23 protein-coding genes and 4 pseudogenes are annotated in these 25512 nt (G+C 39.9%); 4 read left to right on the top strand and 23 right to left on the bottom strand.

Annotation, left to right across the window (positions count from 1 at the left end):
* Nucleotides 1-871 precede the first annotated feature (871 nt).
* The 18 genes and pseudogenes from E4T79_RS08775 to E4T79_RS08695 form a co-directional block, all read right to left on the bottom strand.
* Complete coding sequence (locus E4T79_RS08775) at nucleotides 872-1582, bottom strand: ABC transporter ATP-binding protein (RefSeq protein WP_135029554.1); 711 nt, start codon at nucleotides 1580-1582, stop codon at nucleotides 872-874.
* A complete protein-coding gene (locus E4T79_RS08770) occupies nucleotides 1582-2346 on the bottom strand; it encodes an ABC transporter ATP-binding protein (protein WP_135029551.1) in 765 nt (254 codons plus the stop codon). The genes E4T79_RS08775 and E4T79_RS08770 overlap by 1 nt, the downstream gene beginning before the upstream one ends.
* Nucleotides 2346-3296, bottom strand: coding sequence for a branched-chain amino acid ABC transporter permease (locus tag E4T79_RS08765; RefSeq protein ID WP_135029549.1), 951 nt, complete (start codon nucleotides 3294-3296; stop codon nucleotides 2346-2348). Before E4T79_RS08765 ends, E4T79_RS08770 begins: the two co-directional genes overlap by 1 nt.
* Before the next feature lie 2 nt (nucleotides 3297-3298).
* Nucleotides 3299-4186 (bottom strand): branched-chain amino acid ABC transporter permease, encoded by an 888-nt coding sequence (locus E4T79_RS08760; RefSeq protein ID WP_135029547.1) that lies wholly within the window; start codon nucleotides 4184-4186, stop codon nucleotides 3299-3301.
* A gap of 165 nt (nucleotides 4187-4351) precedes the next feature.
* Nucleotides 4352-5533: an ABC transporter substrate-binding protein gene (locus E4T79_RS08755; RefSeq protein ID WP_135029545.1), complete on the bottom strand. Its 1182-nt coding sequence runs from the start codon at nucleotides 5531-5533 to the stop codon at nucleotides 4352-4354.
* An 87-nt stretch (nucleotides 5534-5620) separates the two neighbouring features.
* Nucleotides 5621-5893 carry a YlbG family protein gene (locus E4T79_RS08750; RefSeq protein ID WP_135029543.1) on the bottom strand — a complete coding sequence of 91 codons (273 nt, stop codon included), beginning with the start codon at nucleotides 5891-5893 and terminating at the stop codon, nucleotides 5621-5623.
* Nucleotides 5894-6585: 692 nt separating this feature from the next.
* Nucleotides 6586-7194, bottom strand: a complete 609-nt coding sequence (locus tag E4T79_RS08745; protein ID WP_135029541.1) for an ATP-dependent Clp protease proteolytic subunit — start codon at nucleotides 7192-7194, stop codon at nucleotides 6586-6588.
* A gap of 905 nt (nucleotides 7195-8099) precedes the next feature.
* On the bottom strand, nucleotides 8100-8729 hold the full coding sequence (gene upp, locus E4T79_RS08740) for a uracil phosphoribosyltransferase (RefSeq protein WP_135029539.1): 630 nt from the start codon (nucleotides 8727-8729) through the stop codon (nucleotides 8100-8102).
* A gap of 220 nt (nucleotides 8730-8949) precedes the next feature.
* A complete protein-coding gene (locus E4T79_RS08735; RefSeq protein WP_135029536.1) occupies nucleotides 8950-9216 on the bottom strand; it encodes a chorismate mutase in 267 nt (88 codons plus the stop codon).
* Nucleotides 9217-9228: 12 nt separating this feature from the next.
* On the bottom strand, nucleotides 9229-10689 hold the full coding sequence (locus E4T79_RS08730; protein WP_228063833.1) for an SLC13 family permease: 1461 nt from the start codon (nucleotides 10687-10689) through the stop codon (nucleotides 9229-9231).
* 25 nt (nucleotides 10690-10714) lie between these two features.
* A pseudogene (locus E4T79_RS11345) lies at nucleotides 10715-11635 on the bottom strand (aminotransferase class I/II-fold pyridoxal phosphate-dependent enzyme).
* Nucleotides 11526-11870, bottom strand: coding sequence for an aminotransferase class I/II-fold pyridoxal phosphate-dependent enzyme (locus E4T79_RS11515; RefSeq protein WP_348628371.1), 345 nt, complete (start codon nucleotides 11868-11870; stop codon nucleotides 11526-11528). The pseudogene E4T79_RS11345 and the gene E4T79_RS11515 overlap by 110 nt, the downstream one beginning before the upstream one ends.
* A gap of 100 nt (nucleotides 11871-11970) precedes the next feature.
* Nucleotides 11971-12123: pseudogene (locus E4T79_RS08720) on the bottom strand (PLP-dependent transferase); the annotation flags it as partial.
* Between the two features lie 154 nt (nucleotides 12124-12277).
* Nucleotides 12278-12556, bottom strand: a pseudogene (locus tag E4T79_RS08715) (recombinase family protein); the annotation flags it as partial.
* Between the two features lie 377 nt (nucleotides 12557-12933).
* Nucleotides 12934-13773, bottom strand: coding sequence for a TdeIII family type II restriction endonuclease (locus E4T79_RS08710; RefSeq protein WP_135029530.1), 840 nt, complete (start codon nucleotides 13771-13773; stop codon nucleotides 12934-12936).
* Nucleotides 13774-13782: 9 nt separating this feature from the next.
* Nucleotides 13783-14907, bottom strand: a complete 1125-nt coding sequence (locus E4T79_RS08705; protein ID WP_135029528.1) for a DNA adenine methylase — start codon at nucleotides 14905-14907, stop codon at nucleotides 13783-13785.
* Nucleotide 14908: 1 nt separating this feature from the next.
* Entirely contained in the window at nucleotides 14909-15118 is a 210-nt protein-coding gene (locus E4T79_RS08700) for a helix-turn-helix transcriptional regulator (protein WP_135029526.1), read from the bottom strand.
* Between the two features lie 164 nt (nucleotides 15119-15282).
* Nucleotides 15283-16161: pseudogene (locus tag E4T79_RS08695) on the bottom strand (PLP-dependent transferase); the annotation flags it as partial.
* A 332-nt stretch (nucleotides 16162-16493) separates the two neighbouring features.
* Between E4T79_RS08695 and E4T79_RS08690 the strand changes: the two are divergent.
* Complete coding sequence (locus E4T79_RS08690) at nucleotides 16494-17942, top strand: UDP-N-acetylmuramoyl-L-alanyl-D-glutamate--L-lysine ligase (protein WP_135029524.1); 1449 nt, start codon at nucleotides 16494-16496, stop codon at nucleotides 17940-17942.
* Nucleotides 17943-18437: 495 nt separating this feature from the next.
* Here the strand turns inward: E4T79_RS08690 and E4T79_RS08685 are convergent, their stop codons facing one another.
* Nucleotides 18438-19157 (bottom strand): 16S rRNA pseudouridine(516) synthase, encoded by a 720-nt coding sequence (locus tag E4T79_RS08685; RefSeq protein WP_135029522.1) that lies wholly within the window; start codon nucleotides 19155-19157, stop codon nucleotides 18438-18440.
* Nucleotides 19158-19224: 67 nt separating this feature from the next.
* Entirely contained in the window at nucleotides 19225-19932 is a 708-nt protein-coding gene (locus E4T79_RS08680; protein WP_135029564.1) for a glucosamine-6-phosphate deaminase, read from the bottom strand.
* Nucleotides 19933-20500: 568 nt separating this feature from the next.
* Here E4T79_RS08680 and E4T79_RS11085 point away from each other — a divergent pair.
* Nucleotides 20501-20668 carry a hypothetical protein gene (locus tag E4T79_RS11085; protein WP_167752661.1) on the top strand — a complete coding sequence of 56 codons (168 nt, stop codon included), beginning with the start codon at nucleotides 20501-20503 and terminating at the stop codon, nucleotides 20666-20668.
* Nucleotides 20669-20681: 13 nt separating this feature from the next.
* Complete coding sequence (gene queA / locus E4T79_RS08675; RefSeq protein ID WP_135029520.1) at nucleotides 20682-21710, top strand: tRNA preQ1(34) S-adenosylmethionine ribosyltransferase-isomerase QueA; 1029 nt, start codon at nucleotides 20682-20684, stop codon at nucleotides 21708-21710.
* Between the two features lie 91 nt (nucleotides 21711-21801).
* Here queA and E4T79_RS08670 read toward each other — a convergent pair whose 3' ends face one another.
* From E4T79_RS08670 to E4T79_RS08660, 3 genes are all read right to left on the bottom strand, one after another.
* Complete coding sequence (locus tag E4T79_RS08670; RefSeq protein ID WP_135029518.1) at nucleotides 21802-22920, bottom strand: aminotransferase; 1119 nt, start codon at nucleotides 22918-22920, stop codon at nucleotides 21802-21804.
* A gap of 995 nt (nucleotides 22921-23915) precedes the next feature.
* On the bottom strand, nucleotides 23916-24521 hold the full coding sequence (gene sodA / locus E4T79_RS08665) for a superoxide dismutase SodA (RefSeq protein WP_135029516.1): 606 nt from the start codon (nucleotides 24519-24521) through the stop codon (nucleotides 23916-23918).
* Between the two features lie 359 nt (nucleotides 24522-24880).
* Nucleotides 24881-25081 (bottom strand): hypothetical protein, encoded by a 201-nt coding sequence (locus E4T79_RS08660; RefSeq protein WP_135029514.1) that lies wholly within the window; start codon nucleotides 25079-25081, stop codon nucleotides 24881-24883.
* 228 nt (nucleotides 25082-25309) lie between these two features.
* Here E4T79_RS08660 and E4T79_RS08655 point away from each other — a divergent pair.
* Nucleotides 25310-25512: IS630 transposase-related protein (locus tag E4T79_RS08655; protein WP_167752654.1), on the top strand; the 203-nt coding region annotated here is incomplete at its 3' end.

The following is a 25512-nucleotide window of genomic DNA, read 5'->3' as shown; positions in this document are numbered from 1 at the left end:
TCGGTTCTTCTTCACTTCTTACATTTTGGGTTCAAGCTGAAACGGTCTGAAAATAGGTCGTTTCACTCCCACACAGCTGATGAGAGTAGGTTGGGAGCGTGAAAGGAAACAAATAGGAGCGAAAAGCTCCAGTAGAAATTTTTAACCTGTTCCCCTTGAAACAAAAAAGAACAGGCTTTCCTCTCCAACATTCAACGGTATGAAAGCCATTGAAGCCATCAGCTACTAAGCTGAGAGGTTGATACTTAGTCTGAGAAGTGGAGAGGAAACTTTTATTCAGCCTCCTCTAAACCCAAGCTAGAACTGAAATTCAGCAAGGTGAGCGAACGACATCAGATTTTGATGTCTGACGGATAGGAATAAACAAAAAAACTAGCTCTAGGCTAGCTCTCATTTCCAACTTAAAAGGTCCACTAATTCGCAAGGAAAAACACTTGTGCCATTTCTTATGGATAACCTAAAACAGGGCATAACTTGCTTACAAGAGGAAAAATACTCAACAGGGTTTCCTCTTGCTGACCTGAAAACGTTCCTCAGACATGCCAACAAAGGGAGGAGTTGCTAGCACAAATCCTCATTTCCAACGTATAGTCTTTAGGTTGCCTTTTAGTACGAGGCAACAAGCGATAGGCTGTCCGAGAGTACGGCAAAGTGAGCGAACAAAGTCATATAGCCATTTCGTTTATCTTTTATTACTTCGTTCACTCGTCTTGCTGTACCATTGAGAAAAGTTACACTTTTCTTATCTGTCACTTGAAATAGTTATCAACTATTTCAACTACCTGCGACTCCTTGCCTAGTACTAAAAATAAACGAAACGGCTATAAAAGATAAACAAAATGGCTATAAAAAACGAGGCATATGCCTCGTTTTAACCACCCAGGTAGGCTTTTTTGACTTCTTCTGAGGCGAGCAGTTCTGTTCCTGTTCCTGAAAGGACGATTTTCCCTGTTTCAAGGACATAGCCTCGATCTGCGATAGAGAGGGCCTTATTGGCATTTTGTTCAATCAAGAGAACGGTTGTGCCTTGTTTTTGAATATCTTGAATGATATCAAAAATTTCTTGAATAAAAATCGGTGCAAGCCCCATAGATGGCTCATCAAGAAGCAATAATTTAGGTTGGCTCATGAGCGCACGTCCCATGGCAAGCATCTGTTGTTCTCCACCTGAAAGAGTTGCTGCATCTTGATTTTTACGTTCTTCTAGACGTGGGAAACGGGCAAAAATCTTTTTCAAATTTGCTTGGTTCTCTTCACGATTATTCCGTAAAAATGCTCCCATTTCCAAATTTTCCATAACGGTCAAACCTGCAAAGACATGGCGTCCCTCTGGGACTTGAGATAAGCCTGCCGCCACGATTTTACGGGCGGGAACACGTTGAATTTCATTTCCCAAAAAGCTAATTTTCCCAGAAGACGGGCGCACCAGACCTGAAATAGTCCGCAAGATTGAGGTTTTTCCGGCACCATTAGCTCCAATCAAGGTGACAACTTCCCCTTCATTCACTTCAAAGGATACATTTTTCACCGCTTCAATGACGCCATAATGGACGGATAAGTCTTCTACTTTTAACATTGACATTAGGCTTCACCTCCAAGATATGCTTCAATTACGCGTTTGTTGGTCTTGATTTCCTCTGGTGTTCCATGTGCGATAAGGCGTCCGTATTCCAAGACATAGATGCGCTCTGTCACTTCCATCACTAGGCTCATATCATGTTCAATCAACATAATCGTAATCTTAAATTCATCTTTGATTTTACGGATTAATTGCGTTAATTCAGCTGTTTCTTGCGGGTTCATCCCTGCAGCTGGCTCATCAAGGAAGAGGATCTTTGGTTCAGTTGCTAAGGCACGGACGATTTCCAAACGACGTTGCTGGCCATATGGTAAATTTTTAGCCAGCGTATCTGCATCCTTATCCAAATCAAAAATTTTCAAGAGGTCAATGGCTTTTTCACGTAAAGCCACTTCATTTTTATAAAAGGCTGGCAGGCGGAAAAAACTTGCAAAGACATGATTCTTCCCATGGTTACTCAAACCAATCAAGACATTTTCCAAGACTGTCATGTCTTTAAACAAGCGGATATTTTGAAAGGTTCGTCCTAATCCTAGAGAGGCAATGTTAGACGGAGCCTTTCCGTTCAAAAGAACTCCAGCCAAGGTAATGGTTCCCGCACTTGGCTCATAGACACCTGTCAAGAGATTGAAGAGGGTTGTCTTTCCTGCACCATTTGGTCCAATCAAACCAACCAATTCACCCTCGTGTAATTCCATTGTTACATCACCAACCGCAGTCAGACCGCCAAAGTTTTTCGTTAATTTTTTTACATCAAGAAGTACCATTAATTCGCGTCCTCCTTCTTCTTGAAGAATCGAGCAAAAGATAATTCCTTCGTTCCTAAAAGACCACCTGGACGGAAAATCATAAGCAAGATAAGAGCAAGGGAATAAATAATCATGCTGACACTCGCATAGCTCTTGAGGTAGACATTCAACATCCCAAGAACAATTGCGGCTACAAAGGTACCTGTAATCGATCCAAGACCACCTAATACGATAATAATCAAAATATTAACAGAGGTCATAAAGGCAAAGTCTTTTGGTACAATGGTTCCTACATATCCTGCATGAAGTCCTCCTGCAATAGCTGCTGTCATCGCTCCAAAGACGAAAGCAATCACTTTCATTTTGGTTGGATTAACCCCCACAGATTCTGCTGCAATTTCGTCTTCACGGACAGAAATCACTGCCCGTCCTACGGGACTGCGCAGGAAATTCACAGTGAAAATTGTCGTAATCACCACAAAAACATAGACCAACTGCCAGTTGGTAAAGAGAGGAATCCCCATAATACCTGCTGCACCGTTGGTTAAGGAACCCCCATTAATGATAAAGATGCGGATAATCTCAGCCACACCAAGCGTTGCAATCGCTAAATAATCTCCTTTTAAACGAAGCGTTGGAAGACCAACCAAGAGGGCAAGGGTCCCTGCAAGTACCATCCCAACGAGAAGTGAAATCGCAAATCCACCATAGGTTGGCATCATTTTTCCAAGCACGCCGACAGAATAAGCACCTATCGCCATAAATCCTGCATGACCGAGCGAGAATTGACCTGAAAAACCAACAATCAAGTTCAAGCCAACAGCCATGATGATGTTAATGCCAATTTGTTGAACAACCTGAATATAATAGAAGTTCAAGACACCTGCTACAACAAGCCCCTGAATCAATCCAAAGCCTGCCAGTAAGACAAGAAGCCAGATTGCATTTACTTTTAGATTTCTTGCCATGACTACACCTTCTCTTTCACATTTTTGCCAAGAATACCACTTGGTCTCACCAATAAAATAATAATCAAGACAATATACACAATCGCATCACGGAAAGGATCAATCCCAACAACATAGGTGAACGTTTCAATGACTCCGATGACAAATCCACCGAGCGCTGCACCAGGAATAATCCCAATTCCACCTAACACCGCCGCAACAAAGGCTTTAAGACCGGGTGTCATTCCCATCAGTGGCTCAATTTGATTGTAATACAAGCCCAATAAGACTCCAGCTGCACCTGCTAAGGCTGACCCAAGAGCAAAGGTAAAGCTAATGGTACGATTGACATTGATTCCCATTAGTTGTGCGGCATCACTATCAACCGATACTGCTCGCATGGCTTTTCCCATCTTTGTTTTCTTAACGATGAGCTGCAAAGCGGCCATAAGGAAGAGAGAGACACTTAAGATGATTAACTGAATACTATCAACTGTAACAGGGCCCCATGTGAATTTTGCTACATTTAAAACTTGAGGAAATGGTTTGACGTCTGATGTGAAGAAATACACCATGGTGTATTCAAGAAAGAACGAAACACCAATTGCTGTTATCAAGGCTGCGATACGGGTCGAATTTCGTAGGGGACGATAGGCCAAAAATTCAATCACAACACCTAAAATAGCTGTACCAAGCATAGTCAACATCAAGGTTACAAAAAAGCGAAGACCCCCATCTGCAATAAACGTTAATTGATTTAAAAAATAATATCCCATAAAGGCTCCCATCATGTAGAGATCCCCATGGGCAAAGTTAATCAGTTTGATAATTCCGTATACCATTGTATAACCCAGTGCTAACAAGGCATATACAGAACCCAGAATCAAACCATTGACGAGCTGTTGAAGCATGCATTCACCAAACTTTCTAAAAATTAATTCTAGCCAATCCCCTTATAATAAAGTAGGAAACGAGGCTATCTTTAAATAGCTATACACGGCAATGGAGTCTGGGACTAACGTCCTAGACTCCTTTCATTTATCCGTATAGTCGGGACTAAATATCTTTAACAACCATTATTTAGTCGTCTCTGTAAGCGATACTGTATCAACAGTATCTGCCTTACCGTCTTTCAAACTCACTACATAAACAGATTTTACAACATTGTGATCTTTGTCAATAGACATATCCCCAGTCACACCTTCAAAATCTTTCAAAGTAACCAATTTATCTTTCACCTCTACAGAGTTTTTCGTACCTTTAGAGGCTTCTGCCGCCATATAAATGGCATCGTAAGCAAGGGCTGAGAACATTGACGGTTCGTCGCCATATGCTTTTGTATAAGCTTCATGGAAAGCTTTTGCACGGTCACTTGCTGATGGCACAAAGGCAGATAGATAATACACTTTATTTGCTGCTGAAGCTGTTGCAAGTTCTGCAAACAATGGTGAGTCAAAACCATCAGATCCAAGGATTGGTGCATCAATTCCAAGACCACGCGCCTGTTTTACGATGGTACCAGTTTCATTATAGTAACCTGGCATAATCAGCGCATCAAAGTCAAGTCCTTTTAATTTTGTAAGGGCTGCTTGGAAGTCTTTATCTCCTGAAGCAAATGTAATAGTTGAAACAATCTCACCCTTGTAGGCATTTTGGAATGATTCTGCAATACCTTTCCCGTAGTCTGAAGAGTTGTCATAGTAAAGCACAACTTTCTTAGCATTCAAGGTTTTAGTAGCATATTCTGCCATGATTTCACCTTGGTATCCATCTGTAAAGGTTGCCCGGAAGAAGAAATCTTGAACTTTTCCTTCGCTGTTTACAACGAGGTCGGTTTGCGTTCCTGAAGGACTAATCATTGGTACCCCTGCTGATGTTACATTGGCAATGGATGCACCTGACGCAGCTGATGTAGCAGGTCCGATGATGATATTTGCGCCTTCGCTTGCAAGACTCGTTGCGATTGTTGCTGCTTCAGCTGTTTCTGATTTATTGTCTTTTACAATGACTTCAATCTTTTTACCGTCTACACCACCTGCAGCATTGATTTCTTTCACCGCAAGGTCTGCACCATTTTTTTCTGTTTGACCATAAGATGAAACGGCACCTGACAATTCCAAGTTATAACCGATTTTAATCGTGTCTCCTAATTCTGTACCAGTAGCCGATGTATTTGTGCTTGACACATTTCCGCAGGCCGAAAGAAAGGCCACAGAAGCAAAGCTCACCAATGCTAGTTTGAATTTAGTTGTTTTCATAAAAGCTCCTTAAAACGTTCTTAATTTTTGCGATGTATCTAATATACTGAATTATCAGAAAATTGTCAACAAAAAAAGAAAAAGAATTTAAATACTATTTTTCTCTTCCTCACGCCATAAAATCCCAACAAAATTGGTATCCAGTTCCTTCAAATAAGACGGAATTACTTTCTTCACAAACTTTTCTTTTTTTAAGCTTGCTATCAAGCTATCTACATTTTCCCGATTGACGTACAACAACAAATAGCGCAATCGGCGGGAATGGTAAATGATATCCCCGTATTGGTTTAATTTTCTCGCATCCCGATTGTAGTGCAGATAGACTGTCAGACTAATCCGTTCTTGTTTTTCAAATGACATACTGTTCCTCTTCCATTTCTCTTCTTTCCCATTATATCAAAAAATAACGTATTTGATACAGAAAAAAACTCGAGAGAACAGCATCTTATCTTTCACTGGATTACTGCCAAAACTGAACAAGCACCTCCTGCCTCCAAATTCACTGTCACAACCCTACCCACCTTACAAATACCGAAGCCCTTGCAAATTGTATCTGCTTACGGATACAGAGCTAGCTTTATGTGCCAATCTAAGCGGTAGCTAGCTGGCTCCCCTCTGCATTTCATATGTGACTAGCCTAGCTAGCCTCGCGGGGGGCTCTCAACGAACTTGCAAGCAACTGCTGTTCGGCCGCTTGCCGGTAGCTAGCTGGCAATTCCCTACACTTCCGTTTGGGACTAGCCTAGCTAGCCTGGTAGGGAACTCTCGACAAACTTGCAAGCAACTTGCTGTTCAGTCGCTTGCCGGTAGCTAGCTGGCAATTCCCTACACTTCCGTTTGGGACTAGCCTAGCTAGCCTCGTCGGGGTCTCACTACGAAGCGTTCCGCTTCTGTTCGGCCGCCTATTTTCGCTTTGAGTTCTTTACGGGCTTGTATCTTGTTGGAATTGAACGCGCCCTAAACTCTGTGCGAAAAAGATAAATTTTCCTAGAAACCAATGTTTCTGCGTCAAATTTCCTATTTTCGCTTTGAGTTCTTTACGGGCTTGTATCTTATTTCAACTGATTGTTTTCCATAATTTGGTCAATAAAGCCATAATCAAGAGTTTCTTTGGCACTCATCCAGTAATCGCGCTCAGCGTCTTTGTGAATTTGCTTGACACTCTTTCCTGAATTATCCGCAAGGATCTTTTCAAGGGTATTACGGGTCTTGAGCAAGTGTTCCGCAGCAATAGCCATATCCGTTTGTTGGGTACCGCCACCAGTACCGCCCATTGGTTGGTGAATCATATATTCTGCATGCGGCAACATAAAGCGTTTGCCTTTAGCACCACTTGAAGCAATGACAGTCCCCATGCTGGCTGCCATTCCCATGACAATGGTTTGCACATCTGCCTTAATAAAATTCATCGTATCCACAATCGCAAGACCTGCTGAAACAGAGCCACCAGGAGTATTGACATAGAGATAAATATCCTTGGTCGGATCTTGAGCATCAAGGAAGAGCAACTGAGCAATAACAGAATTGGCCATATTGTCCTCAACAGGACCTGTTAACATAATAATACGATCTTTTAAAAGACGTGAGTAGATATCGTACGAGCGTTCCCCACGGCTAGTTTGTTCAATAACTACAGGAATCATAGTGTTCTCCTTTTCAATATTGAAATTATTATACTTAAATAGTCAAAAAAGGTCAAATAAAAAACTCAGGGAAGATAAAAATCCTTTTGACATTCTTCACACATCAAAAGGATCTACTGATTCTACTTTACAGACACGAAAGAAACTATCCAACGGGGAGTTTCTTAAACATTGTACTCCTTGTATCTGATCATTCAACACGAACCAAGAGCCGTGTAAAAAAGGGGCGCAGCTGTTCTAGCGTTAGCTAGCTCTAAAAGTATAGCATACCTTTAGATACCAATTTCATTGGTTGCAAGTCAACCTGCTTCGATTGTTTGGTTGTTTGTAGCTAGCTGGTCCTCCAGCTATTTTATTTGTGACAATCCTAGCTACCCTCGCAGGGGGCTCTCAACGAACTTGCAAGCAACTGCTGTTCGGCTGCTTGCCGGTAGCTAGCTGGCAATTCCCTACACTTCCGTTTGGGACTAGCCTAGCTAGCCTCGTCGGGGTCTCACTACGAAGCGTTCCGCTTCTGTTCGGCCGCCTATTTTTGCCTTGCTTTTTACACCCTTGTATCTTATGGAATTGAACGCGCCCTAAACTCTGTGCAAAAAAGAGACGAAGCAGTTGCAAATTTTATTTGCTTACAGATACGGCTACCTTTAGGGACAAATATTCCTAGCTCCAAAGGTATAGTATACCTTTGGAGGCGGGAAATAGACATTTGCAGGGCAAACGTTCCCTAGGAAATAGGCTGAAAACCTCCACTGGAGCTTTTCACTCGTCAGATGTTCTATTTTTGCTTTGAGTTTTTAACGGGCTCTGTATCTTGAAATTGAACTCGAGCTACAACTCTCTGACAAAAAGATCAAACTCATTGATTGCAAGACAATCTGCTTCGTTTGCCTATTTTGTCTAGGAGTTCCTCACGCTCTCGTATCTTATTTTGTACCGAAGAGGCGGTCGCCTGCATCTCCCAAGCCGGGGACAATATAGCCTTTTTCGTTTAATTTTTCATCCAAGGCTGCCGTAAAGATGTCCACATCTGGATGAGCAGTTTGAAGGGCTTTGACACCCTCTGGTGCTGCAACAAGGCAAACAAATTTGATGTTAGTTGCACCACGTTTTTTGAGCGAATCAATCGCCAAAATAGCAGAACCACCCGTCGCAAGCATCGGGTCTACCACAAAGATTTGACGTTGGTCAATATCTTCTGGCAGTTTCACTAAATATTCGACCGGTTGTAAGGTTTCTTCATCGCGATACATACCGATATGGCCTACTTTGGCTGCTGGGACTAGACTTAAGAGACCGTCTACCATGCCAATTCCGGCACGCAAGATTGGAACGATAGCTAATTTTTTACCAGCGATTTGTTTTTGAACAGTTTTGGTAATGGGAGTTTCAATTTCCACATCTTCTAATGGCAAGTCACGTAGCACTTCATATCCCATCAGCATAGCAATTTCATCAACCAACTCACGAAAAGCCTTAGTAGGCGTATCTATACGGCGCAAGATAGACAATTTATGCTGAATAAGTGGATGTGCAATAACTTGGAATTTCTCCATGATCTAACCTCTTCTATTTGTTTTTTCTATTTTACCAAAAAATAGAAAAAAAAGCTTGCCAAAATGGCAGGCTACTTGGATTTTTCAAAACCAATTATGGAAAGGAAAACTCCTTATAGTCTTTTCCTTTGCTTTGAGTACTAGACAACGAGCCGCTTGCCGTACTAGAGTACGGCAAAGCGAGTGAACGAAGTAACAAAAGCTAAACGAAGTGACTACACTATTTGTCTAATTGTTGCTGCTGGTAGGCACGCGATAAGCGCATCATTTCCGTATATAATTCTATCAATGGTTCGCGCAATGTCCCATTTTTAAGATAGCTACATACCTTTTCAATCACCTGGGCCTCGCGACCACTATCAAGTACTGGAAGACCGTGTTCTTTTTTGATGGCAACCACTTGCAAAGCAGTCTGCATCCGCTCTTCAAATAAGTGTACGATTTCCCTATCAATCTGATCGATTTTTTCTCTTTGTTTTGATAACATCTAGTATTCCTCCTATTGTAAAACAAGCACCCCTAACGGGTAGAAAATAGCGATAGCTGATACGATACTCCATAGTAACATCCAGCATCCAAATAAAAATGTATCACGACTATTGGTCCATTCTGATCCAATTGAAATGGCAACGTAAGGCATGGCTGGTGCTGTTACAAAGGCAAGTGAGGCCATATAACCAATAGCACAACAGATCACTGCAATATTAACTGAGAATTGTGTACCGGCCGACTGGTAAATGGCTAAAGCCATAGTTGTCACGACAGAAACTGTTACCAGATTAGAAGTGAAGTTAGTCTGAACACCTGCCCAAACCACGAAGAATACTACCATTAATACCGGACTCAGTCCCACTACAAATGGTGATAGCTGCTCATTCAAAAGCGAAATGACACCTATCTTATCATTGGATAAGACTGTTCCCAAAGAAAGGGTTGAAGCAACTAAGAGCATACTTGGCCAATGCACACCTTTTGAAATTGCTTCTGCAATATTCAGTAAGGGCTTGCCCTCTACGTTCAATAAGGCGAGGACAGCTGTCATCAATAGCGGTGGAAATAAAATTCCAGCCTGCTTAAAGAAAGTAGCAAAAGCAGGAAAAGCAGCTGCTAAAAGCTCTGGAACTAGCCACATCGCCACCATTCCTAAAAAGAGTCCGACTATCCATTTTTCCCGCTTGTCAACCGGCACTAAATCTGTCAAACTACCCAACTCTTTAATCTGAATGTCCCTGCTATCAATTTTGAACAACAGACGAATAGACAACAGCAAGACGAGAAAAAGGGCTAGACCTGCTGGAACAGCAAACTGCATGTACTGCAAGTTACTGATGGCCACCTTGGACATGGTAGTATATAATCCCATAGCTGTAATGGCAAACACATGGTTAATCGGTGTCATAGCCGTCCCAATCGCAATGGTGATAAACATAGCAATCAGAAGATGCGAGGCTGATTTTTCCCCTTTTTTCCAGCCAAATTGCAGGCAAATTTCCTCAAATAATGGCAACAAGAACATGAAGATGACGGTTGGGGAAATCACGCTACTCAAGATAAAAACAACGACTAAGAACGCTGTAATAAAGCGTGATGGACTGCTCATGGCAAAGCGACTATGGACAACTTTTGAAGTCACTCGTTTTAAAAATGACGTTTGATTCAAGGCATAGGTCATAACAAAGGTAAATAGCAAAAAGACAAAGGTTGAATTTCCAAAAGACCACTGAGAAATTTGACCATAGGTCATCTCTGGAATCAAGCCTAAACTCACTAAGGTCAGCAGACTCGGCCAATCCGTTGCCACAAACAACCATAAAATCAAACTCCCAACCAAGGTTGCAAGAGCAGCAAAGATCTGGCTAGATAGGCCAAATAAATGCCAACCAAACGAGGTATTGAGAAAGGAAAATATGAGAACCCCCACTCCTAAAACCGTTGCTATCCCTTTCTTTTTCCATTTCATATTCATATCTCCTTATTCTAAAAAACTAGGCCTGTCTGAAAGCTATCGCAATCCGCTCGCAGGCTTCCTTAACAGTTTCAAGCGGTGTGGCCGCATTAAAACGGGCATGGTACCTACCTTCTTTACCAAAGCTCAAGCCATCATTTAAGACCACGCGCGCTTCTTCATACAATATCTTCTGAATCTCATCATGACGAAGCCCGTAGACTGAAAAATCAAGCCACACGAGATAGGTACCCTCTGGTCTCATCACCTCAATCTTGGTATGTGCACTGAGATAGTCCACAACATAGGTAATATTCTGTTCTAAAATAGATTTCAGTTTCTTAAGCCACGGCTTGCCATAAAAGAATGCAGCCTCAGTTGCCAAGAGACCGACCGTTGAAATTTCATGCTGATGATTAGCCAGTTGTCTCCTCACAAATCGCTTGCGCAGGTCTTTATTTTCAATGATCGCAAAACTATTTTTGGTACTTTCAATGTTAAAGGTCTTGGTAGCCGATGACAGAATAATAGTATAGTCTTTTAGTACTAGGCAACGAGCTGCAGGCTGTACTGGAGTACGGCAAAGCGAGTTAACGAAGTAATAAAAGATAAACGAAATGACTATAAAATCCTTAAAATCTGACTTCACCGTAGCCTATGGCCAAACAAGACCAAATCCTGATGAATCTCATCTACTAGTTAGTAGAACTCCGTGCTTCTGACACAGGCGACCAATTCTTTCCAATTCATTCCTGCTCCACACACGATCACCAGGATTGTGCGGACTACAGGGAATATACAATTTCACATCCTGCTCTAGCAAGCTCTTTTCCAACTGCTCAAAGTCCAGTTCAAAGCGGCCATGTTTCTGAAGTAAAGAATTGGTGACGAGCTTTCGCTGATTGAAACTTGATAGTGCGGGCAAAAGGTGGATAAACTGGCGTATCGATGAGAACGGCATCTCCCTCTTTCGTCAGTGCTTGAACTGCAATCGAAATCGCAGGCACAACTCCCTCAATCAAGACAAGGACTTCTCGCTTGATAACATAGTCATGCTCAGATTTTTCCCAGTCAATGATGCTTTGGTAAAGTGCATCACTAGCATACGTATATCCAAAAATGTACTCATCCGCATAGCGCCTCACGACATCTCGTATCTCCTTGAAGGGAAGAAAATCCATATCCGCTACCCACATTTGTAGCAAATCAGGCTCATTTTCACTGTTCTTTCATTTCTCTGACTGTTGCGCTAAACGATTCGATCGTGTTGTAAAACCAAATGTTTCCATACGAGCTCTCCAAGGCCTGTCTTAAGTCAACAATCAAATCTTCTCCATTTTCAATTCCAATAGATAAGCGTAGCAAATCATCTGTCCAACCATAGGCGTAGCGAATTTCCTTAGGAACATCTGCATACGTTTGGATCGCAGGAAAGGTATTGGCCTTTAATTATTGCCATTAATCCGTGTCGTTAAATATATGCAAACACAACATTATATAAATCTCTTGCTTCAATTCTGTATGAGGTGTAAGTTATATTTTCACATTTATTATAGTTTTAACGAATATATTATCTTCTTCCTTTTTTAATCTAGCGGCAACTTTAGGCGTAGGGCATAATTACATTTAGACCTCCACAGTAGTCCTTCTTAATACCACTTTTATTTGTAACTTTCCTTTTATCAATCATATCTGGAACTTGTAACCATACTTCTTCACTAACAATTCCGTCGTGAGTATTCTTTACAACAATATAATTTTCTCTAGAAACATATAACCTTTTATCATTTTTAAATGAAAATGTAGGTCTTTTATTTCTTGGTATATTACCACAATAAGCGCTATCTCTAAAAATACTTAAAAGCATTCTGTATGTCAAAAAGTATTTATTTTCATCTGTTAAGCTATATTTTTCTACATTTCAGTAAATGTTTTTACTCTTGGTATTTTTCTCGACATCATTTCCTTAGCTACTAATTGAGTTCCCTTCCCTCTCAACACAACTTATAGACGAGTTCTATTATTCATTTAACTTCTTCATCTATGTATTAGCTTATACTTGTTTTTAGGATCTTTTTTTAACCAATAGTGCTTTTGCACCCATATAGTTCCGTCGATTATTCGTTTGTTGCTTTTCTTGTTGGAACTTTTATTCTCTTAAGTTTTATCTATTCTTCAGTACTTGTTTTTATTTTTTTCTTGTTTTCTGTTTTCATAGTTCCTCCTTTCTTGTATTAAAAAAGATGACTAGATTTTTAACTAATCGTCAATTAAATATTTATTATCTTTTAAAAAATACAACGTTTTTATTCTTTCTAATGATGACTTTATATGCTCACAACTTTTTTGATATTGTTTGAATACAATATTAAACCCCTCACTATCATCACATACAAAATTCCAATAATCTCTTCCAATCAGTAGCTCATCCTCTGCAAAAAATTGCTTAACCCTATCTTGTTTCCAAACATTTCCTTCTCCAAAGGCATTATATGCTGTAGCTAAAAATATTTTTATAGTATCTTCACTATTTTGATCAAGTGAATTTTTAAGTATAAAATATTCTTGTAATAAAGCTATTTTTTCCGTTTTAGCTTTTTTATTGTCTAAATCTCCACCTGCTTTTAATTCAATTAGAAAATGTTCTTTAGTATCTTCTTTATAAAAGTAATGATCTGTTACATGATCTTTTTCAAAACTTCTTGTATCATGTGGTATCATACAATTGAATGAATTATAATCAGTAACTTTTGGCTTAGTATGTTTTTCATACCCTGATATCATATAATCAACATGTTGAGATTGTTGTGGTAAGAAATATGATTTTACATTCTTTCTTACATCGTAAGATAATTTAGCAATATTATTACCAATATTCTCTAATATTCTTCCAAATGAACTATCAAAACTTCTAACAAAAGCACTATAAAACATAAACTCTTCACCTAGCTCTGCTATAAAACAATTGTTTTTCTTTCTATTAATAACTCCATCTGGATTATCGACTTCTTTTGTATATCTTTCTTCTAGTCCTATAGCAAAACTTAAAATAGAACTTTCCACTATCGCTTCTATAGATTTTTGTTTTAGTATATCCATTATTTATTTTTACTTTCTTTTAAAACCATAATTTGTTATTAACAAATGTTCTGCTCTTTTGTCATTTCTGTTTTGAAAACTTACAACATATTTTTTATCAAAAGTTTTAATATTAAACCCTTTATATAAATCATATATAAAATCGGTATTTTTTATAACTAGCATAAATTTCGCTCTTGTATTCTTACAAAAATTTGCTAATCTGATATGATCTTCATTTAAAAATTTGTTATTAGCATAAGTTGAAAACGAAGAATCATAAGGCGGATCTAAAAATATAAAATCATTTTTATCTAAATTCACTTCCGAAAAAAATTCTTCAAAATCAAGAGAGTAAACTTGAGTTATATCTAACTTCTTTTTTATATCCTCACTCTCTATATATTCAATTTTTTTTGTTAAATACTTACTATTATAACTGCTTCCACCATAAGGTACATTGAAGCCGCCATTCTTATTATATCTAAACATAGATGAATAACAGTACTCTCTAATAAAATAATAAATTGCACTAATAAAATGCCTATTTAACATTAAAGTATCAGAGTTATTATACAAAAACCTAAAATGAGTATATAATCCACTTTTAAATCCTGTTTCTATATTTAATTTAACATCATTTATTGAAAGTTCCCCTTTTTCCTTTTCTATTTTTTTCATTCTTTTTAATTTCTTAAAAAGATTGTTTTCTAACTCTACTAAAATTCTTTTTCCGTCAATTATAAGCTCATCATTTAATATTCCATTAAATTCATTTGCATTACAAATAATAAATTTTTCTATACTCATTTTTAATTCTAAATCACATATTTTATCTGCTTTATAATCTTTATATAGAGTTAATAGTTCATATATGTAATCTTCACTAATTTTTTCTAAACTCTTCCAACATTTGTCTATTTCTTTGATAGTATAGAAAAACTTTTCATTTTTAACTTGAATAGATTTATATAAATTTATCAATTCCTTTGACTTATCATTTATAAAATATTTATCGATGTTATCTATTGCAAAATAAACTGCCCCACCTCCAACAAATGGTTCATAAAAGTTTTTTATATTCTTTGGAAGATTATCCAAAATAATTTTTAATTCCTCAGTTTTTCCACCAGGCCATTTTATAAAGGGCTTCATATTAATTCTCCTTATTTAAAATCCTAACTACATCTTCAACCTTACAATCTAAGGCTAAACAAATTTTTTCAATGGATTCAAGATTTACATAGTTTCCTTTACTCATTCTCGCAATTATATTACTTGTAATTCCACTTACTCTTTTTAAATCTTCCTTATTCATTTCTTTTTCAACTAATAGGTGCCATAAAGGTTTATAACTAATTGCCATTTTATTATCTCCTTAACTTCGTTTAAAACATTGCTATCATTATACCATAAATAGCATTAAAAATCTTTATTTTTGAATATTGTCTTATGTATGCGTTAGTAATTATTGAGGTATTCTGTTAGTAACATTTTTATACTTTACCACTCGAGCATGTTCTACATCACCACACCACCGAGACTTTCTGCAAAAGTAAATACGATTAGCAAATCTAAAATGCTTGGAATTCATGTCTCATTAACTACTCTTAAACGATATCATCCCACCTTTTCCAGTATAGTAAACTTCTCGTACCATCCTTGATTAACGTAAAAGCCCACCACTTTCTGAGTATTTTTTGTTAAGCATTCCATGCATAAGGCAAGAGTTTTCAACCCTCGCATCAGCAAGTAAGCATCAAACGAAGACAAGGTGGCTCCTGTCGTATTTTGATTGTAGACAAGCCTGTCATACAAGTCCTTGTCATCAGTCATCGGCACTCACTAAGACATCATTGTGGCCTAAGAGATACTTAGTTGCAGAATGCAGGACCACATCAGCTCCCAAAGAAAGCGAATTTTGATAAATCGGACTGTAAAAGGTATTGTCTACAAAGAGCTTAGCTCCATGGTTATGAGCATGTTCCGATACTTTTGTAATATCAAACTCCTCCAATAAGGGATTGGTCGGTGTTGCAATAAAGACATCGTCTGTTTCATCTGTAATCTGGGCAAGGAGGGCTTTCTCTGAATGAGCATAGCTAAACTGAAAACGCCCAGTTGCTTCCTATTCATTGAACCAACGAAAACGACCACCGTACAAATCACGTACAACAACAATCCGACTACCACTTGAAAAACCACTAAAGAGTAAGACTAGAGCTGCTATACCAGAACTTGTCATCAAGGTATAGTCAGCTTTTTCAAGCGCAGCGTATTTTTGATCCATATATAATCAAAGTCTGTCGATTGACCACATTCTAGATGTTGATAGGTCGTTGATCAATGAATCGGCGATACCAAGACCCCTGTTCTTTCAACTGAGCTACTTCCCGCGTGTGCTAATATGTATCTATTTTATAATTGACCATAGAATCCCTCCTTGCACGCCTTATTGTTATTGTAGCATTTATCATTAGAATTTTCATGAAAATATACAAACATGCCCTAGTCTTTTCTCAAACAATACTATAGCTTCCCCATTTTCCTTAGCCCTACATTCTACAAGTGAGGTATGCTTCGCTTCATTCAATGTTCGAAGCTATTTTTTGAAAGAATACTGACTGTGCATCAAAAACACGAGTGAATGGCGGAAAAAAACAATTTCAACTGAGGGCATATTGAACTGTGAATACAGCTTCTTGCTTGTCAATCTATGCCAATCAGTTTACAATAGAAGTATGATAAAACTAGACACTGTATTAACCATTTTAAAAAATGATCACAATTTCCGCGAGATTCTAGATGCTGGAACTTACAGCTACAACTGGACTGACGAGGAAACCTTTGACCAGATTAGCTATGACAGTCGCAAAGTTGACAGCAAAACTCTCTTTTTCGTCAAGGGTGCCCAGTTTAAAGCCACCTTTCTCGAGACGGCTATTGCGGATGGTCTTCGCTTTTATATCGCTGAAAAAGACTATGAGGTAGGCATTCCAGCCATCATCGTTAATGACATCAAACAAGCCATGAGTCTGATTGCTATGGAATTTTATGGTCACCCACAAGATAAATTGAAACTACTCGCTGTGACGGGGACTAAAGGTAAGACAACCACTGCCTACTTTGCCTACTCCATTCTCCAGCAAAGTCACAAGCCAGCCATGCTATCTACGATGAACACCACTCTAGACGGACAAACTTTTTTCAAGTCCGCTCTGACCACTCCTGAGAGTATTGACCTATTTGCCATGATGGCAGCAGCGGTCGCAAACGGTCGCACCCACCTGATTATGGAGGTGTCCAGCCAAGCCTATCTAGTCAAGCGAGTCTATGGGCTAACCTTTGATGTCGGCGTTTTCCTCAACATCAGTCCTGACCATATCGGTCCGATTGAACACCCTAGCTTTGAAGATTATTTTTACCACAAGCGTCTTTTAATAGAAAATAGCAAATCTGTCGTCTTAAATAGCAATATGGATTATTTTCAGCTTGTAAAAGACCAGGCGTCAGATATACCGCACGACACCTACGGTCCGCAGTCTGACAACCGTATCTTGAGTTCTCAAGCCTTTACCTTTGAAGTAGGAGGAATTCTATCGGGACACTATGACATTCAGTTGATTGGTCATTTCAATCAAGAAAATGCCCTTGCAGCAGGACTAGCCTGCTTACGTTTGGGAGCAAATGTAGCAGATATTCAGACAGGAATTGCTACAACAAGCGTTCCTGGACGTATGGAGGTTCTCAGCCAGACAAACGGAGCAAAAGTTTTTGTTGACTATGCCCACAACGGAGATAGTATCGAAAAATTGCTTGATGTCGTCCTCGCTCATCAAACAGGTCAAAGCATTCTCGTACTTGGTGCAACAGGAAATAAAGGGGAGAGCCGTCGCAAAGACTTTGGATTACTACTGAACCACTATCCGAACCTCCACGTCATTTTGACAGCAGATGATCCAAATTACGAAGACCCTGTAAGAATCGCAGAGGAAATTCAATCCTACATGAAACGCCCGAGCCAGATTATCGCGGATCGTGAAAAAGCCATTGAACTTGCACTTTCCATGACCAAGACCGCACAAGATGCCGTCATCATCGCAGGAAAAGGTGCTGACCAGTATCAAATCATCAACGGCACCAAGGTACCGTATATAGGTGACTTGACTGTTGCTAAGCGCTATCTCTAAGAACAGGAAAAGACTGGAGCTGTACTGACCCCCAAAAGTTGGACATAATATTTTAAGTGAAGGATTTAGTTCTATATTGTACAGGACTAAGTCCTTTTCGTTTACTTTTAGTACTCGGCAAGGAGCTACAGGCAGTACTAGAGTACAGCAAAGAGAGTTAACGAAGCAATAACAGATAAACGAAATGACTATCATTTCTGAAAGTCCGAAGATAACAATAGTAAAGCCCCTCTTTCATTCCCAAAAGCGATCTAGCCCTGTTTAGATTTGAGGTTCGCAGAGTATAGGTGATGTTTGACGGATAGCTTTATTCGTTTTTTCAAAATATGGCCCACTTATAATGATAGAACCGCATAGATCCCCGCTGTACTCTTGCATTCTTGATCCTCTCTTTTCATCAACTGGATTATCCTTGAGGTAACATTAGAGCACTAATGTCAAGGACTGTACATCCTCTATCTTTAAAACGAGCGAGCACAATGGGATATCTACTTTCTAATCCAAATATTGCTTTAAGATTTCTTTTTCCTCGCACGTCAACCCCCGATAAGCACCCACTGGTAGATCATCTTCCAAGACAAAGCCACCAAAGGAAAGACGCTTAAGATAGGTTACCTTGACCCCGTAGGCTAAAAACATCTTTTTGACCTGATGAAATTTCCCTTCTTCAATCTGAACCCTCGCACAACTAGCCGTAGGCTCTGCCGATAAAATTTCGAGTCTAGCAGGCTGGCAAATTGTTCCGTCTAAAAATCGGATTCCCTCTTGAAAAAAGGCAACGGCATCAGCAGCAAGTATACCATTAACCTCCACATAATAGATCTTGTCCACATGATACTTGGGATGTAGCATGCGAAAACCTAGGGGACCGTTATTCGTGATGAGTAAAAGCCCCTCCGTATCTCTATCCAAACGTCCAACAGGATACAATCCAACCCGCCTGTCATTTTTTGCAATGATATCAATTACCGTTTCATGCTTGGCATCTGATACCGCAGATACCACACCTGCTGGCTTATTAAGCAGGTAATAGACAGGAGATTCAAGCTCCACCTGTTTGCCTCTAGCTTCAATCACCTGCAAACCAGGGTCTACAATCTGATTACCAGTTCTTGCAGGTCTTCCGTCCACTGTCACCTGCTGAGCTTTGAGCAGCTTCTTAATCTGATTTCGCGAGCCCCAACCCGCCTTTTCCAAACACTTATCTAATCGCATGCTCCTATTGTACCACACTGGGATGAAAGCACCGAAAAAGACTGAACAAACTCAGTCTTTCTTGTTGCTAATCTTCTAAACGTCCAGCAGCTTCTTCATCCACAATAACATATACATTAGCATGGCGTTGCAAGACACTGGCTGGCACATCTTCAGTCACTGGACCTTGAACCATTTGATAGACAGCATCCGCTTTCGTTTCCCCATAAGCCATTAAAACCACTGTCTTAGCAGACATGATTGAGGCAATCCCCATGGAAATCGCTTGCGTTGGTACATCCTCTTCCCTTTCAAAAAAGCGACTATTCGCTTCAATAGTAGACGGTGTCAAGTCAACCACACGCGTCAAACCATCAAATGGTGAACCAGGCTCATTGAAACCGATATGACCATTGCGACCAATCCCTAAAATTTGGAAATCAACTGGATGTGCTGCCAATAAAGCATTGTAGCGCTCTACTTCTGCATCCAAGTCCTCAGCCAAGCCATTTGGCAAATAAGATACCTTGAACGGCTTTTTGGAAAACAAATGCTCATTCATAAAGTAAACATAAGACTGGTCACTTTCATTACCTAGACCTACATACTCATCTAGATTGACGGATACAAGGTCTGAAAAATCCAGATTACTTGCGACTAATTGCTTGTAAAATTCAATCGGAGTCGAACCTGTCGCAAGTCCTAAGACCTCAGCCCCTGCTTTCAACTCTTTCTGTAGTAATTCTAGGGCAACAACACCACCTTCAACCTGATCTTTAACACGAATAACTTTCATGTGAATCTCCTTTACTTTATTTTTGTATTTTGGTATATACCACTTTGTCTTTATTATATTGTATAGACCAATTTTTGTCAAGACCTGACGCTGTTTTAACACGACATACGCATGAAGAAAATGCAGGTCCCCATTTTCTAGCCACATACATTTTGTACAATCTATCATGGGGATTCCTCCACCCCTACCGTAGTTATGGTCTTTTTATTTGCTTTTAGTACTAGGCAAGGAACTGCTGGCTGTACTAGAGTACGACAAGCTAAGTGAACGAAGTCATAAAAGATAGATGAAATGACGATATCTGAAAACCTAACTTTCTTCATGCATTTGTCCTGCTGCTGTATCGGAGTAATAAACGACCGTTTTGTAGAGTGCAACCTACACTTTCTGAATACCGCCAATCGTTAGTTTCTAAAAAGGAGAGATTGCATCTTTCACATCTCTATAACAATGCCTCTTACAGAACCCTTTATTCATAAATAAAGGGTTGGAAATTTTAATTTCATACGTTTGGTAGGGCTGATTTATGGTATAATGAATAGAAATATTCTCAGAGGAGCTAGAACCTATGACCCTTCTCTTATTGATTCTTTTTATCGTTGGAATTCTCTTTGATGTCCTTGCCTACTTGATTAAGGAGAGGACCTGGGTTTGGATTCCTTTATTTGTGTTTGGAAGTCTACTCGTTGCCCTTCCCCTACTTGTATTGATTTATTTCATAACCCTATCTCAATAAATTAAGGAGCCTCATGAATACTGCTGATTTTGATTTTCATTTACCCGACCATCTGATTGCCCAAGTCCCTCTTGAACAGCGTGACGCTTCACGTCTCTTGATACTAGACCGCAACAAACAGGTATTGGTAGACACCCATTTTGATCAGATTATTGATGAATTAGAACCTGGCGATGCCCTTGTGATGAACAATACCCGCGTCCTACCAGCCCGTCTCTACGGAGAAAAAATTGAAACGGGTGGACATGTGGAATTACTCCTTCTCAAAAATACTCAAGGTGATCAATGGGAAGTTCTTGCCAAACCAGCCAAACGTCTCAAAATAGGTACCCAAATTTCCTTTGGAGACGGACGCTTATCAGCCACCATCGTTCAAGAATTAGAACACGGTGGTCGTATCGTAGAATTTACCTACGATGGGATTTTTCTCGAAGTCTTAGAAAGTCTTGGAGAAATGCCACTCCCACCTTATATTCACGAAAAACTCGATGACCGCGAACGCTACCAGACCGTTTATGCTAAGGAAAATGGCTCAGCTGCTGCACCGACAGCAGGGCTTCATTTTACCCAGGAATTACTGGAAAAAATCGAAGCAAAAGGTATCAAACTAGTCTACCTAACCCTCCATGTCGGACTCGGCACTTTTCGCCCTGTGTCCGTTGACAATCTGAACGAGCATGAAATGCATTCGGAATTTTATAGCTTATCAGAAGTAGCAGCAACTACCCTACGGGAAGTCAAGGCTTCTGGTCACCGCATCATCGCTGTTGGAACTACTTCTATCCGTACCTTAGAAACGATTGGCAATAAATTTGGTGGGGATATTCAGGCTGACTCTGGTTGGACCAATATCTTCATCAAACCAGGCTACCAATTTAAGGTGGTTGATGCCTTTTCAACCAATTTCCATCTGCCAAAATCCACCTTAGTCATGTTGGTATCTGCCTTTGCAGGACGCAAATTTGTCCTTGAAGCCTACCAGCACGCTATTGAAAGTGAATACCGTTTCTTTAGCTTTGGCGATGCCATGTTTATCAAATAATTAACAACCTCCCTCGCAATCCTTTTGCAAGGGAGGTTCATTTGATAGAAATGCCCAAATGAAAAACATACTTGGATATCTTCCCTACAAATTAGTCATACTGTTTCAAAAATTCTGATACTAGTGCCAATCCCTTTTTTAGAATTGAAGTCTGGGTGCAATAGCCCAAACGAGCATAGCCTGGGCAATCAAAGCGATTGCCTGGTACCAATAAGACCCCCTTTTCTTTCAATAATCGTAAACAAAATGTTTCTGTTTCTTCTGGAATTTCTAGTTTGATAAAGGAGACAGGAACAGCGCTTGGATAGACCAAAGACACTCGCGTTTCTTTTTCCACCCAATCTTTGACGACAGTTAGGTTTTCAGTCACAAGCGCTCGATTTCGGGCTAAGACTGCTTCCTTATGCTGCAACACATAGGTTGCAAGAGCATCGTCTACTACTCCAGCACAAATCATCGTGTAATCACGATACTTCCGAAAGCACTGCGATAGTTCATCATTTGCAACTACCCAACCAACTCGCACACCAGCAACCGAATAAGTTTTGGACATACTATTGACCGAAATACCTTTTTCGTACAAATCTACTATAGCTGGCACATCAAAATGCTCCTCCAAGGGTTTATAAACCTCATCTGATAGGATGTATGCCCCAACTTCTCGAGCAATGGCCACTAGCTCCTCTAGGAAAGAGCGCTCCATAACAGCTCCCGTTGGATTATTGGCATTATTGATACAGATTATCTTAGTATTAGGTCGCATCAAGGTTCGCAACTCATCCAAAGACGGCAGCCACGATTCACTCTCCCGAATCTGCCAAAGAGATACATCTGCTCCTAAAGAACGCGGAATATCGTACAACTGCTGATAGCTTGGATAGAGTGAAATAACATGGTCTCCACTTTCAATTAAGGCATACAGTACTAAATGATTGGCTCCTGTTGCCCCATTGGTCTGAAGAATCTGATTTAGCTCTACATTCTGGTAAAGTTTTCTCACTTCCTCCTTAAAAGTAGGCGACCCCTCAATCCAGCCATAGTTCATCTTCTTTTCCCACAAATCCTTTAAAAATGCTGACTGGGATGACCCTCCCAGCGCTAGAACTTCTGCCAGGGTCAACGAATCAATCGAACTTCCTGCGATATCATAGACTGCCTGTGCCTCCCATTCATTCAACCATTCTTCCACACCAAACCTTGCAATCTCCATAGCGCCCTCCCCTTATACCGATCTTTGTTTCCTTAGTATATCATATTTATACAAATAAAATGAATAAAAAAACTATATTGGTATTCCCTACATATAAAGTAAATGCATGTAACCTTTTTCTTGTTACATGCATTTTTTTAAATCGTTTCATAAAACGGATCGTTCGATGTGACTAATCTCTATTTTTACTGCTGTTCTAGCTTAAAACTACCTCTGCCTCACTGATGAAACACCATTCTCTAAAAACAAATCTTTTTTTATACGTTTTTCGTGAGAGCTAAGACAAACTACCTAATCTCAGTTTGAACGGTCTAACGTATCCATCAATCCCTTAGCCTAGGAAACAAAGATAAGGCAAGGGGGACGTTCGTAAACATTGGTCGTCCGCGTATCGTGGTATAACGGAACCCGAGCTAAAAGCTCGGAAAAAGGGACGAAACCGTGGCAAATTATTTGCTCCAAAGAATGTTAGCCCTTTGGAGGTAGGAAATTGACGTTTAAGAAGCAATGGCGCTCTCTTATACGGTTCCCTTGAGGGGGACGATGCCTGGCAAAGTTAACTTACTTACGGATATGACCACCTAATCTTCTTCGCTAAAAGTCTTATTTTTCTACAGCTGTTGCAGGCTGTACCTGCTTTACAGATATGAATGCCCTTGAGGTCTTTACTGACTTTGTATCTTGTTTAACTGAGTTCAGACTTAAAACTAGAAAGCAAAGCCAGCTAAGGCAAGGACTGCTAATACTCGAGCGTAAAAATAAAGGAGTGAGGTCAAATCGAGATTTCAACATCACGACCTTTCCCACTCTCTCTTTGCAATCGATAGATGCTCACGATACAGCAACTAACTGATAGCTTTCTTTCTTGCATCGCTCCAAAGACAAGCTTATTCATCGCCCTACTGTGAGGGTTAAAATACAGCCCTCTCAGAGTAGCACTTCCTTTTCGCAAGCCTAAAAGCACGTCCAGTAGAGCATGCTGTCATTAGCCATTCTTATTTAGCAGCTTGGTACAATTCGTTTACTTTGTTCCAGTTAATGATTTCAAAGAATGCTTTGATATAATTTGGACGAACATTACGGTAATTCAAGTAGTAAGCATGCTCCCACACATCAAGCGCCAAGATTGGCGTCAAACCATTCATGATTGGTGTATCTTGGTTAGCAGTTGATACAATCTCTAACTTGCCCTCTTTGTTGACAACCAAGAAAGCCCAGCCTGAACCAAAGCGAGTTGTTGCTGCTGTTGTAAACGCTGCTTGGAACTCTTCAAATGAGCCAAATGTTGCGGCAATATCTGCTGCTAATTCTGCTGGAACATCTATCTTCTCTGGTGACAGTAATTCCCAGAAAAGAGCATGGTTCAAGTGACCCCCACCATTGTTAATCAAGGCTTGGCGAATGTCTGCAGGGATTTGTTCTACATCTGAGAGCAATGCCACCAAATCTTCACCAATTTCTGGATGTTTTTCAAGTGCCGCATTTGCATTAGCAACGTAGGTTGCATGATGCTTATCATGATGTAAGGTCATGGTTTCCATGTCAATATATGGCTCAAGAGCATCGTAAGCGTATGGTAAATCTGGTAAAATAATTGCCATGTTTGGCCTCCTTTAATCTTCTATTCTCCTATTTTACCGCAATTTAAGAGCCTTTTCAATTTTTTTGTCTGAGCCCTGTATTCACAAGTCAACATTTCCATTCAACACTGTATGTTCATCACTCATCGTCCATTTTTCACAGACAACACATGTCCAACACCACAATAATGATGCAGAAAGAAAGAATATCCACTGAAAACTTCCAGTATCTTCACTCAATCGTTTCCCCGCATCCCCCTAGGCAAACACCATTCATAACAGCTACAGCACGATAAACACAAGACTAGCTGGACTGGACCACAGCCCATCTCCATCGTGTCTCAGAGTTCATATCAACATCTCATCTGCCAAGCGGTCGTCTAAGCTAATAGAAACCCAAGTTTTCTTGGATATGATATATAGTAGGCTGGATAAATGGCTGGGTTGGCTAACAGCTCTTTCATCTGCCTCGCTTCTACCTTGACATTCATCACTTCGACACGTCCCGCTTGAGTCAGCTCTCCTAAGGCTGTCCATGGTACCTGGGTCACGAAAAACCAACTCTTTTTTCTACCTGACAACTTCTTTCCCGTTCCCTCCTCAGCTGTAAATTAGCGAAAGCTCTTTTCTGCGATTTTAGTACAAGCCTAGATATTAGACAGAAAAATGACACAATTTGATGATATAGTCATTTCGTTTATCTTTTATGACTTCGTTCACTCGCTTTGCCGTACTCTAGTACAGCCTGCAGCTCCTTGCCTAGTACTATACTCCTTTAGTTTATAAACAGTATATGGTATAGTAGTTATATGGCATATGATTTAGATTTTAGGAACCGAGTATTAGAATACGTAACTGCTGGTCACAGCAAAAAAGAAACCTGTGCGCTTTTTGGCATTAGCACAAACACACTTTACGTTTGGGAAAAACAACTTTCAGAACAAGGGCATCTAGAGCGGAAAAAACGTGTTGCTAAGTCTCGCAAAATTCCCTTAGAACAGTTGGAAGCCTA

Source organism: Streptococcus sp. LYSM12 (genome assembly GCF_004569635.1).
In the GTDB taxonomy this organism is placed as follows: Bacteria; Bacillota; Bacilli; order Lactobacillales; family Streptococcaceae; genus Streptococcus.
Note: the sequence above shows the minus strand (reverse complement) of the source record. Positions and strands in the feature narration are given on the sequence as shown.

Bases quoted from the DNA above. Each gene is read 5' to 3' on its own strand.
- E4T79_RS08775 (WP_135029554.1), bottom strand. From the start codon at position 1,582: ATGTCAATGTTAAAAGTAGAAGACTTATCCGTCCATTATGGCGTCATT.
- E4T79_RS08770 (WP_135029551.1), bottom strand. From the start codon at position 2,346: ATGGTACTTCTTGATGTAAAAAAATTAACGAAAAACTTTGGCGGTCTG.
- E4T79_RS08765 (WP_135029549.1), bottom strand. From the start codon at position 3,296: ATGGCAAGAAATCTAAAAGTAAATGCAATCTGGCTTCTTGTCTTACTG.
- E4T79_RS08760 (WP_135029547.1), bottom strand. From the start codon at position 4,186: ATGCTTCAACAGCTCGTCAATGGTTTGATTCTGGGTTCTGTATATGCC.
- E4T79_RS08755 (WP_135029545.1), bottom strand. From the start codon at position 5,533: ATGAAAACAACTAAATTCAAACTAGCATTGGTGAGCTTTGCTTCTGTG.
- E4T79_RS08750 (WP_135029543.1), bottom strand. From the start codon at position 5,893: ATGTCATTTGAAAAACAAGAACGGATTAGTCTGACAGTCTATCTGCAC.
- upp (WP_135029539.1), bottom strand. From the start codon at position 8,729: ATGGAGAAATTCCAAGTTATTGCACATCCACTTATTCAGCATAAATTG.
- E4T79_RS08735 (WP_135029536.1), bottom strand. From the start codon at position 9,216: ATGTTATCAAAACAAAGAGAAAAAATCGATCAGATTGATAGGGAAATC.
- E4T79_RS08730 (WP_228063833.1), bottom strand. From the start codon at position 10,689: ATGAAATGGAAAAAGAAAGGGATAGCAACGGTTTTAGGAGTGGGGGTT.
- E4T79_RS11515 (WP_348628371.1), bottom strand. From the start codon at position 11,870: ATGTGGGTAGCGGATATGGATTTTCTTCCCTTCAAGGAGATACGAGAT.
- E4T79_RS08710 (WP_135029530.1), bottom strand. From the start codon at position 13,773: ATGGATATACTAAAACAAAAATCTATAGAAGCGATAGTGGAAAGTTCT.
- E4T79_RS08705 (WP_135029528.1), bottom strand. From the start codon at position 14,907: ATGAAGCCCTTTATAAAATGGCCTGGTGGAAAAACTGAGGAATTAAAA.
- E4T79_RS08700 (WP_135029526.1), bottom strand. From the start codon at position 15,118: ATGGCAATTAGTTATAAACCTTTATGGCACCTATTAGTTGAAAAAGAA.
- E4T79_RS08690 (WP_135029524.1), top strand. From the start codon at position 16,494: ATGATAAAACTAGACACTGTATTAACCATTTTAAAAAATGATCACAAT.
- E4T79_RS08685 (WP_135029522.1), bottom strand. From the start codon at position 19,157: ATGCGATTAGATAAGTGTTTGGAAAAGGCGGGTTGGGGCTCGCGAAAT.
- E4T79_RS08680 (WP_135029564.1), bottom strand. From the start codon at position 19,932: ATGAAAGTTATTCGTGTTAAAGATCAGGTTGAAGGTGGTGTTGTTGCC.
- E4T79_RS11085 (WP_167752661.1), top strand. From the start codon at position 20,501: ATGACCCTTCTCTTATTGATTCTTTTTATCGTTGGAATTCTCTTTGAT.
- queA (WP_135029520.1), top strand. From the start codon at position 20,682: ATGAATACTGCTGATTTTGATTTTCATTTACCCGACCATCTGATTGCC.
- E4T79_RS08670 (WP_135029518.1), bottom strand. From the start codon at position 22,920: ATGGAGATTGCAAGGTTTGGTGTGGAAGAATGGTTGAATGAATGGGAG.
- sodA (WP_135029516.1), bottom strand. From the start codon at position 24,521: ATGGCAATTATTTTACCAGATTTACCATACGCTTACGATGCTCTTGAG.